The organism is Blautia sp. AF19-13LB, from assembly GCF_003479105.1.
Lineage (GTDB): Bacteria > Bacillota > Clostridia > Lachnospirales > Lachnospiraceae > Fusicatenibacter > Fusicatenibacter saccharivorans.
In genome coordinates this window covers 34,707-45,953 of record NZ_QUGO01000014.1, presented here as the reverse complement: position 1 = coordinate 45,953, position 11,247 = coordinate 34,707, and the positions used below count along the sequence as shown (strand labels likewise).

The following is an 11,247-nucleotide window of genomic DNA, read 5'->3' as shown; positions in this document are numbered from 1 at the left end:
CCCCGTCCTCCAACACACTCTCCCCTTCCACACACAACAATCTCACGCCGATCTGCCCTCCGGGCGGATCCAGACCACTCCTCCCGTCCTCCAACCCCAGGATCTGGCTCCGGCGTCGTGGCACCTGCCGCGCAGACAGGCGCATTGGCATCGGCGGCATGCGGATGATGCACGCGTGGGAGGCAGTGGAGTGAGGATGACGGACGGCCATCCAGGCCGGAAGTCAAGAGGCTCTGAGACGGGAAATCATCAGATTTCCTGTCGAATAGCCTCGGTTCCTCAATCCACCGCCTCCCACACGTCATCATCCGCCCGCCGATGCCACCGCGCCCGTCTGTGCGGCAGGTGCCACGGCGCCGGAGCCAGATCCGTCCCTCCCCCCCACACAAATAGAGCAGCCGACCCCTCATCGGCTGCTCCACAAATCATCCTTTGACGGCTCCTGAAAGCCCATCTGTATAATATCTCTGCATTACAACAAACAAAATCGCAATCGGCACCGAAATGCAAACCGCTCCCGCCGCAAAGCAAGTATACCAGCTGTCGATATACTCCTTCTCCAGCATCTTCCACAGACCCAGTGCAACCGTATAATACTTCGCATTCGCCCTGCAGATAACCTTTGCGAAAATAAAGTCCAGCCACGGTCCCAGAAATGCACTCAAAGTCGTGTACACAATAATCGGCTTACTCAGTGGAATTGTCACCTTCGTAAATACCTGGAATCTCGTTGCTCCATCCAGATAAGCCGCCTCATCCAGTGCCTTCGGAACCGTATCAAAAAATCCCTTTGCAAGCAGGAATCCCGCTCCGGAACCGCCCGAGTACACCAGAATCAATGCCACACGGATCATTGATCCCTCCGAAAGACCAACTGCCTTTAAGATATAGTAGACAGCAACCATCGACATAAATGCCGGGAACAGACCTAAGATCATCGCGATGTTCATGTAAGTCTTACGGATTTTAAACCGCATTCTCGACATGCAGTAAGAAACCGAAAGCACAAATATTGTAGAAATCAGACAACTGAACACCGCAATGATAAATGTGTTCTTAAACATCTGCGGAAAGTCTAACACCTGCGTATCTGTAAACAGACGCACATAATTATGAAGCGTATATCCCTTTGGGAAAAAGCTGGTAACATAAGATCCCTTCTGTGTGCTGAAGCTTAAGAGTGCAATCCACAGAACCGGAATCACCCATACAATCGCAAGCAGTGCCAGAACCACATGTACAACCACATCGGAAATCATTCCGCGCGCTTTCATGGAGTGTGTTTTTTTCTCTTTGTTATTCATTATTGGAATCCCTCCTCGTTCTTGTAAGAACCAGTATTCCGGTACGTGATCAGTGAAACTACCGCCAGAATGACAAAGGTAAGAATACCGACAACCGCACCAACGTTAAAGTACTGTAAGTCAACCGTCAGCTTGTACAGCCAGGTAACCAGAAGGTCCGTCTTTCCGGCGGTTGCTCCGACCGGAACCGGTGCTCCTGCAGTCAGCAGATAGATAACGTTGAAGTTGTTGATATTACCCGTAAACGTTGTAATCAGATACGGAGTCGTGACAAACAGCATATACGGCAGCGTAATTTTAAAGAAAATTGTCACAGGGCCTGCGCCGTCCACACGGGCTGCCTCGTAAAGCTCACCCGGAATGTTCTGTAAGATACCGGTAACCTGCATCATGGTAAACGGAATACCAACCCAGAGGTTGATGATAACAACCGTCGCTCTCGCCCAGGTCGCATTTGTCAGGAACGGAAGCGGACTGCTGATCAGACCGGCCTGAACCAAGAGGTTGTTGATCAGGCCGTTGTCCTTTAACATCGTACGCATCAGAAGAAGAGAAACGAACTGCGGAATTGCAGCGGAGAGCATAAAACAGAATCTCCAGAATCCCTTGATGCGGGTTGTTTTACGATTGATGACAATCGCAAGAATCATACCAAGAATATAGTTCAAGAAGGTAGCGAGCACAGCCCAGATCAGGGTCCATCCAAGAACAGACCAGAATGTCTTGCCGATCGAGTTGCCCATGCCAAGAACCGTACTGAAGTTTTTCAGTCCAACCCAGTGGAAAATCGTCAGATGGTCGCCGACTTTACTGTAGCTGGTGAAAGCCATACAGATCATAAAGACCAGTGGAAGGATTGTGAAAATCACAATACCAAGAATCGGAAGTGTCAGCAGGGTCCAGTGCAGTCTCTTGTCAACGAGTGCTTCCAGATCCTCTTTGATGGTGTTGATATGTTTCCCTTCCTTTGCACGACACTCTACCTCATAAGCGCTCTTCATATTGACACGCCAGATCATAAAGAAGAGAACCGTAATAAAAATCGTTGCTACTCCGTAGAGCAGGAACAGAATTGTCATATCGCCGCCGGTATATTCATAAATACCCTTGGCCTCGTTCCACACCTCTTCCTGCGCACGGCCGCCCAGGGTGATGAGATGATAGAGATTGTTGATACCGCCTTCGATCATAAACAGAATATACGCAATTTCTACTGCCAGAAACAAAATACCCTTTACAATCTGTTTATGAGCCAGATTTCCCAGTCCCATGACAAGCATGGAAAGTTTCGTGACCGCATCGCCCTTTGTGATGGCTTTTGTCACCGGATAGGGAGTCTCAAACTCTTTGGCGCGTTTTTTCAATGATGCCATAATCTATCCTTTCCGAAAGACAGGCATTGTCAATCCTGGTGTCTGACAATGCCTGCGGTTTCAATCCTGTTGATTTTCGAACGCTTCAGAGCCGGTTTTACTTACTCGACTGCAGAAGTATTCATGCTTGTGTTCAGTTTCTCTGTCATTTCTGCAGCGTTATCATGGGTAACTTCACCGTTGACCAGAGATTTACCAAAATTCTCTGCCGGAGTCCAGTAGTTGCTCATATTCTTAACGAACGGCTGGATGATAGAAGTATTGTTGAAGGTATCGTTCTGAGCAGTTACCAGTGCATCGTCTGTGATCTGGGAAAGCAGCTCTTCGTTACACGGAACTACGTTTCTCAGTTCATAGTGTGCTTTCTGAGCATCTGCGCTTCCGAGATATCTTGCAAGAGCAACCGCAACCTGCGGATATTCACAGTTCGGATTCACACCGATTGCTTTAGAACCGGAGAAGGATTTCATCTGTTTCTCCTCACCGTTGATGGTGATAGTAGGAAGCTGTACAACACCGTAGTTGTCGCCGAGTGCCTCTTTAACTGCGGATGCATCCCAGGAACCGGAGAACATTGCTTTTACAGAACCGTCACGCAGACCGGAAAGACCGGATCCGTCTGCATCAGATACGAAGTTCGGATTGTTTACCAGGTCAACCAGGTAATCGGTTACTGCTTTTGCTTTATCGCCTTCGAAGTCAACGCCTGCTGCCTCGTCTGTTCCGTCCTCACCGAACAGCGTACAGCCGTTTGCTACGTAGAAGGAAGCAATGTACCAGGAGTTTGTAATCGGGAAGGAAATCTTGTCTTTTGCGATCATGGTATCCAGGTTTTTCACTTCATCCTCAGTGAATGCAGATTTATCATAGTACATAAACCAGGTGTTTGTGGTGAATGGTACACCGTAGATATCGCCGTCAACGGATACGGAATCTACAATTGCCTGAGAGTTGTTCTCTTTTACCTCCTCAACTGTCTGTCCGCCGAGTTTTGAAATTCCGTTTGCAGCGATCAGGGATGTCAGGTTGTCGTTTGCAAACATGTAAACATCTGCTGCTCCTTCAACGTCCTGTGTTACGGTATCTTTTGCATCGCTCTCTGCGCATACACCGTAATCAAAGGTAATGTGCCAGGATGGATGCTCCTCTGCAAACTGATTGCACATGGTCTGCAGCCACTCACCGCTGTCGCTTGCCTGATCCTCTGATGGAGACCATACGGTAAGGGTTGTGGTAATTTCCTCTTCCTCTGCTGCATTGGAAGCAGATGCGCTTGTGCTTCCTGCCTCGGATGTGCTCTTGGAATCGTTTCCGGAAGCGGCATTTGAAGAACCGCTGTCGCTGTTTCCGCATCCTGCCAGCATGCCAACTGCAAGTGCTGCGGTCATCATAATAGATACTACTTTCTTTTTCATATTGAAAATCCTCCTTATATGATTTTTCTTTCTGGAACGTCTGCTGTCATATCGCATTTGCTGCTTGGTATCTCTCGTTCTTGTTGATTTTATTATAGCAGTTGGCGGATTTTTCTGAAATATCAAGAATCTATGATCTATGTTGGATTTCTACGTTACATTTCTACACCGGAGCGTATCCGGAAAATCATTTCCGCAATCTGCAGAATTCTTTTCCGCAGCAGAAAAAGAGGCAGCGCACCGTTTTTCCGGTGCGTCCTGCCTCCTCTTCTGTTTTTTATTCTGTTTTTTCTTCTGTTTTTTCTTCCGCCTTCTGATCTTCCTGTGAACTCAGGCTTTTCCTTTCCTGAATCATCTCCTGAATGATTTCATCTCCGCCTTCCTCCTGCCACTCTTTTACAAAATCATCAAAAGAAGAAAGCTCAGACTCGCCCCGGATAATTTTTAAAAAGGTCTCCGATTCCAGTTCTTTTAAGGTGTAACGATATGCTTCTGTGGTCTTCGTCCGGGTCGGATAAATCGTATTCACTCTTTGAATCTTTTCGTCGCTTAAAAGCGAGCAGGCTGTGATACGGGATAAATACGCGCTCCACTCCTCCGCACTCGCTGTTTTCGGGTTCTCCAGATAGGCGCGGCATACCTTTTCGAACGATCTTTCCAGAATCTCCAGCTCATCCTCCGATTTTTCCCCGTTCAGTGCCGCCTGCAGATTTTCGTAACAGATCGTCAGTGCCTGATTATAGTCGAGATTGATTGCTAAGGGGCGTGCCGTCGGATCGATATTTCCCGTATAATATTGCTGAAATTCTCCCCTTGGATCATCGTAGGAATAGCGCATATAATCAAACATCACCGACAGGATCTTCGGCACAATCTCCGGATATTCATACCCTTTTCGCACTACCACATAATTTCCGGTCAGCTTTTCGTTGCAGTACCGCACACTTCCATCCTTCCCGGTCCGAATCAGAAACGGCTGCCAGTCGGCCTCCGGATCCGTCTCATGACAGCGCCAGAGCGGGTTGTTCGGTGCCCACCACGGTGCGAAGAAAATGCCGCAGCGTCCCTGGGCAATGAGATCGGCAATGTCATCCTGTGTGCGGATCAAAAAGTCCCGGTCAAGGACGCCCTCCTGGTACCAGTCGGCCAGCATGCCAAGTGCGTCTTTTACATTGGGCTGAACGGAACCATAAACCGGCATTCCTTCCGCATCCGTCAGCCATCTTCCCGGATATGCACCAAATGAGGCAAAAATAAGATTCATGCCGTATTCCGAAGAAATGCCCGTGCCGCCGTACAGAGTTGTGCTGACTGCAAGACCGATGTTACCCATCTCCTGGTTTGCCGGATTCTCCTCTGCAAACGTCAACGCAATATGTTTCACATCATCGATCGTTTCCGGTACGGAAAGTCCCAGTTTTTCCATCCAGTCCTTCCGCACCCAGAGAAGATTCGGACCGTCCGAAATGTTGGTTTCCGGGAATGCCATCAGCTTTCCGTCAAAGGTACAGCCCTGCAGAATCTCCTCACCGTAGCTTGCATAAATATCCTTGATACGGTCGCTGGCACAATTTGCATAAACCTCTGTAAGATCGGCAAGCTGATCGTTTTTCTGCATGGCATTCATCGTTTTCTGATCCACAACCATGATATCGGCAATGTTTCTTGTTGCAATCATGGTAGAAATGCCAACGTTATAGGTATCACCGTAGTTTTCATAAACATCCTCGTTCTGTACATTAATGATTTCGCGGATCAGGCGTGTATAGGCATTGTCCTCATAGGTTTCTCCCTCCGGGAGATTGGAATTATTCACGCCCGTCATTTTTGCCAGCGTGTACGTGATAGTCTCCGGGTAACGTCCGTACGGCGTTGTTTTCGCTTCCATAACAGCCGCAGCCTCGTTCCCGGCAGCATCGGAAACAGAATCATTTCCTGCTACGCCACTTTCTCCGCAGCCACCCAGAATCGTTCCCGCTGCCAGCAATACAGCGAGGCCTGCCGCAATTTTTTTTTGCATCATGCCTGTACCTCCTTTTCCACACCCGGAATCCGTACCGTCACTTTCGTTCCCTTTCCCGGCTCACTCTCAATCGAAAGACCATACGCTTCTCCGTATTCGAGCTGAATCCTGGAATTGACATTCCGCACACCGTAGCCGCTGCTCTTCTCCGTCAGAATGGTCTGTGCTTTTTCCTGTTCCATGCCAACGCCATTATCCGCCACGGAAAGCACCACACAGTCTCCGTCGCGCCGTCCGCTGATTGTGATCACGCCTGGCTCACTGCCGCGCCGCCGGTCAATTCCATGTGCAATCGCATTTTCGGCAAGCGGCTGCAGAATCAGGTTCAGTGTACGGTAATCCAGAATATCCTCCGCCACATCCATTTTGACCGTAAAACTGTAGTCGTGAAACATTTCCTGAATCTGCAGATACGAACGCACATTATCAATCTCCTCGCGGATGGACATCGTATTTTTGCCTTTGTTCAGAGAAGTCCGGTAGTACCGCGAAAGCGCCAGCGTAGCCTTGCTGATATCATCCGAACCGATTTCCAATGCTTTCCAGTTGATCAGCGACAACGAATTATACAGAAAATGCGGGTTAATCTGCGCACGGAGCGCCGTCATTTCATACTGCTTCTGGCGGATGCGGCTCTCATAGACTTCCTGAATCAGCTGACGGATACGCGACAGCATCTGGTTAAAGCCGCGCGTCAGATCACCGATCTCATCTCTTTCCGTAGAAACCAGCTCTACTTCCAGATTTCCTTCTTCTACCTCGGACATTGTCATTTTTATCTTTTCAAGGCGGTGCGCCATGTTTCCGGAGAATTTCATAATCACGACCGCAGAGAAAATAACGCAGCCTGCCCACATCAAAAGAACCATCAGAAGAATCGGCTGCATCGGACTGATGATGCCTTTTTTCGGCAGATAGCACGCGGCATGCCATCCATTCTGCTCAATCTCCTTTTCCAGGAGAATGTAGTTCGCTGTATTCTGCTTCTCTTTTTTTTGTATCTTCTGAAAGTCTGAAAATTCCATCTGGTATTTTGCATTCCTGGTCATCTTCTGATTTTCATACAGCACTTCTTTGCCCTCATTGTAGACGAAAACACCGTAATCCTCATTGACTGCAAGCTCCATGGAGCCAAAAATCTTACTGTAGTCCATGGAAATGTATAAAAAACCGCCTTTTCCGTCATCAATCAGCGGCATAGACCGCACCAGCGTCACCGTTCCCTGGTCCATATCGGCATACCAGTGAACATCATTGTCTGCCGGTGCTGTCCATTCATCATTTTCCATTTCCCGCGCCGGACGCAGATACGTGCCGTGCGGAATGACGAAATCACGCACATAGACCGTAGATTGTCGGATTTCCGGGTAAAAATAACTTAAGGAATCCATCATCGGATCAAACTCTTTCACCATGCGCTCGTATGCTTCGAAGCTGTTTTTGTCTTCTGCCTTTATAATCTGAACAATCGTCTGGTCGAATGCCAGATAGTCCGACATACTCTGGTGCAGCGCAAGCTCCGTATTCACATCGTCCACTGCCTGATCAAAGGTGGTCTGCAGATTTTTGATCTCACGCTCGACAAGTACACGGCGCATCTGGGTGTAAAACAGTGTGAACATCAGGCACATTGGGAAAAGGCCTGTGAGAACATAAGCCACGATAAGCTTCCGGTGTACCTTCATATCTGAAAATGCTTTTTTTATTCTGCCGGCAAATGATGTCATCTTACTCCCCCTGATCCCGGTATTTCTGCGGGCTGATTCCAAAAAATTCGCGGAAGCTCTGACAGAAATAGGACACATTCACAAAACCGCATTTTTCGCAGATTATACCGATTTTCTCATTCGTATTTTCAAGCATCTCCCGCGCACGCTCCATGCGGAAGCTTTTTAAATAACGGCTCAGGTTTTCTCCTGTATTTTTCTTGAAAATGCTGCTCAGGTAATTCGGTGTCATGCCGACCTCGCGCGCAAGCTGGTCGACGCCCATGCCGCTGTCAGAATAGTTCTCGCGGATATACTGTTTGATCTGCTCGACTTCTCTGCGTTTCGCAACACCACCGTCCGCGCGGAAGACCGTTTCAAGCCGTTCAATACCCATACGGACTGCCTGAATCACACCGGCCATGTTGCTGCTGTGATACAGGGCGTCAATCTCACGGTCCAGCTCCCGCTCATCTTTTCTCTCGAGATTGTCGTAAATCTCTTTCAGCAGATTGGAAAACATAAACTTAATGTAAATCTGGGAGAAAATCGTCTGATGTTCATACTTCTCGCAGAACTGATCAAAGTGTTCCCGCAGACTCTCCAGATCCTTCATGCGAATGTCCTGCTGGATCTGGCGGATCAGGATTTCAGCATCAATCTGCACCAGCACCTCAGACTGCTCCTCCTGAAAGGGAAGGAAAACGTGGTTTCCCGTGTGATAAAAGCGACGCTCCATGAGCTGCTCCGTCTGCGCAAATGCATCGTAAAGCTCACAGTCCGGCGTGATCTCACCCGACACGGCCAGAAAGCATTCCTGATCCCACATTTCGCGGATATACCGGTACAGCTTCCGTCCGAAGGCTTCCCAGCCGCCATCCGGCTCCTCGCTGAAAAAAAGAATGGACTGCTGTGGGTTCAGGTTCAGATAGTGAAAGGGCATCTGCAAATCGCTCTGCATCTTTTCAATCTGTTCGCTGTTTACCTGTTCAAAATAGTTGTTGGCACACTCCAGCAGTACCATACGGCAGAAATCCCGGACAAAGCTCATATCGAGAAGCATCTGTGTTTTCTCCTGCATTGCGCTGCGGCTCTGCCCATTGACCATCAGATACAGCAAATGTTCCCGCAGAAACTCCATACTTTCGTCCTTCCGTTTTTCCTCACGCTCACTCTTTGCAAGCTTTTCGTTGATTTCACCAACCACCTTTTCAAATTCTTCCGGGTTGACCGGTTTTAAAATATAGGCGAAAACACCGTAAGAAATCGCCTTTTTCGCGTAGGAAAACTCATCATACCCGCTGAAAATCACCGTTTCCGTCCCCGGATACGCCTCATGAATCCGGGAAAGAAGCTCAATTCCATCCATGAACGGCATATTGATGTCGGTCAGCAGTACGTCAATTTTCTCTTTTTCAAACACCTCCAGCGCTTCCTCTCCATTGGAGGCCTCCAGAATATTCTCCCGGATATTCATCCGCGAAAGCAGCATCCGAATGCCCTTTCGCTCTATCATTTCATCATCTACAATCAGATATGTGTACATGCATCGATCCTCTTTCTAAGCAGCCTGCCTAAAGCGGCGCATACTGGTTTTATTATACCATTCCCGCGGCAGAATTGCATAGCGTTTACCGCTCAAAACCGTTACCGGAAACGCAAAACCAGAGCCGGTGAAAACATTCTCATCCGACTCTGGTTTTTCTATTACATGATTTCAGGACACCACTCATCCTGTCCCGAATCAGGCCTTCGTCCTCTCCCTTTTACTTCTGATATTCCTCAATTCTGCAAACATGTTCTTTTGTCTTTTTATTATAATTAATTCCTACCAGAAGCAAGTTTCCCTGATATTCTTCCAGACTTCTGCAATATTCTTTGTCCTTAATCTGCGCAAGCGCACCCTCTGCTGTTTTGTCCCATTTCAGTTCTACAACCAGCGCCGGTTTGTCCTGGTATCTTTTTCTTGGTACGAAAACAAGATCCGCAAACCCTTTTCCCCCTGGCAGTTCACGGTAAACCGTGTAAAAATTCCGTGCTGCATACAGTGCCAGTGAAATCGTATAGCTCAACGCATTTTCATCATTGTACTGAAGCTGTGACGTTTCAAAATGTGCCAGCCGAATTCCCTCTGCTACCTGTGTTTCCTGTTTTTCCCACACAGCCTGCAGAAGATCTGCGGAATTTTTCAGTGCCTTTGAAATATCTCCCCATTGGGAAACGGTTACCGCACTGGCATATTCTGACTGTACCTCGGCATTCGGAATAAAAACATATTTATTCTGTTCCTCATAACCAAGATATCCAAGATGAATCAGCAGTGTCAGCACATCATCCTCTGTCCGGAAAGTTGTCATATCATTCGTAAAACTGCCCGTGTTCACCGGAATCTTTTTCCCTGCCATCATCTGCAGTACGTCATCCCGCAGGCCGTCAAAATTCAGATCAATATACCACTGTAGTGCTTCAAATGTTTCTGTCTGATTCCAGTAATTGCCGATTTTCCGGAATCGCATGGCATTGACAACCGAACGCGGGCTGTAAACCGAACTTTCTCCCGGGAACGAATAGCCGTCATACCAGTTTTTAATTTCTGCCAGATCCATCTGATACCGGCCGCAGAGTTCTTCTACTTCCTGCTCCGTAAATCCTACATATTCTGCGAGCGGCCCTGGATCAAGCATTGTAAATTCATCAAACATATTCAGTGCAGAATGGGTTCCATATTTTTTGATCGGCAGAATACCCGTCAGATAGGCAAGTGCTACGTAAACCTTATCTTTCAGAAAATCCCGCAGGAAATCAAGATACTCTTCCTGTGCTTTTTTATCCTGCTGATATTCCCGGAAAACACAGTCCCATTCATCAATGATAATGACAAACGACTGTTTTGTTGCCGCATAAATATCCTGCATCGATTCTACCAGATCCGTATCGTCAAAGTAGTCCACGTCCGGATAACTGTTTTTCAGTTCCCGCAGCAGCATTCTTCGAACACGGTCAATCACCTGGCCAATTTCCTTGCTCCGGCTCAGAAATTCCTGCATATTCAAAAAAATCGTAGGATATTGATTTAAGTGCTGTACAAATACAGCATTTTGAGAAATTTTCAATCCAGAAAAAAGTTCTCTGGAATCGCATTCCTTCCCATAATAAGCCGTCAGCATATCCGCCGTCATAGATTTTCCAAAGCGCCGCGGACGGCTGACACAGACATATCTCTGCACAGTATTAATCACCTGATCGGTATACTCGATCAGCCCTGTTTTATCCACATAAATTTCGGACTGAACCGCTTTTGCAAATTTTTCATTTCCCGGATTCAGATAAACTCCCATATTCCACCTGCGCCTTTCTCTTTCTACCTCTATCATACGATATTCTTGCCTTAAGTTCAATCTAGCATAAGTTGAAAAATGCCAGAAT

7 protein-coding genes are annotated in these 11,247 nt (G+C 47.6%); all 7 read right to left on the bottom strand.

Annotated elements, in window-relative coordinates; all coding sequences use genetic code 11:
* Positions 1 to 425: 425 nt before the first annotated feature.
* Complete coding sequence (locus tag DWX32_RS14165; RefSeq protein WP_226906336.1) at positions 426 to 1,304, bottom strand: sugar ABC transporter permease; 879 nt, start codon at positions 1,302 to 1,304, stop codon at positions 426 to 428.
* Complete coding sequence (locus DWX32_RS14160) at positions 1,304 to 2,677, bottom strand: carbohydrate ABC transporter permease (protein ID WP_118660369.1); 1,374 nt, start codon at positions 2,675 to 2,677, stop codon at positions 1,304 to 1,306. Before DWX32_RS14160 ends, DWX32_RS14165 begins: the two co-directional genes overlap by 1 nt.
* A 101-nt stretch (positions 2,678 to 2,778) precedes the next feature.
* Positions 2,779 to 4,092, bottom strand: coding sequence for an extracellular solute-binding protein (locus DWX32_RS14155; RefSeq protein ID WP_118660367.1), 1,314 nt, complete (start codon positions 4,090 to 4,092; stop codon positions 2,779 to 2,781).
* Positions 4,093 to 4,369: 277 nt separating this feature from the next.
* Complete coding sequence (locus DWX32_RS14150; protein ID WP_118660365.1) at positions 4,370 to 6,115, bottom strand: extracellular solute-binding protein; 1,746 nt, start codon at positions 6,113 to 6,115, stop codon at positions 4,370 to 4,372.
* Entirely contained in the window at positions 6,112 to 7,842 is a 1,731-nt protein-coding gene (locus tag DWX32_RS14145) for a sensor histidine kinase (RefSeq protein WP_158579595.1), read from the bottom strand. Before DWX32_RS14145 ends, DWX32_RS14150 begins: the two co-directional genes overlap by 4 nt.
* 1 nt (position 7,843) lies before the next feature.
* A complete protein-coding gene (locus tag DWX32_RS20480; protein WP_118660361.1) occupies positions 7,844 to 9,367 on the bottom strand; it encodes a response regulator in 1,524 nt (507 codons plus the stop codon).
* 220 nt (positions 9,368 to 9,587) lie between these two features.
* Positions 9,588 to 11,159 carry an AAA family ATPase gene (locus DWX32_RS14135; protein WP_118660359.1) on the bottom strand — a complete coding sequence of 524 codons (1,572 nt, stop codon included), beginning with the start codon at positions 11,157 to 11,159 and terminating at the stop codon, positions 9,588 to 9,590.
* Between the last annotated feature and the right edge of the window lie 88 nt (positions 11,160 to 11,247).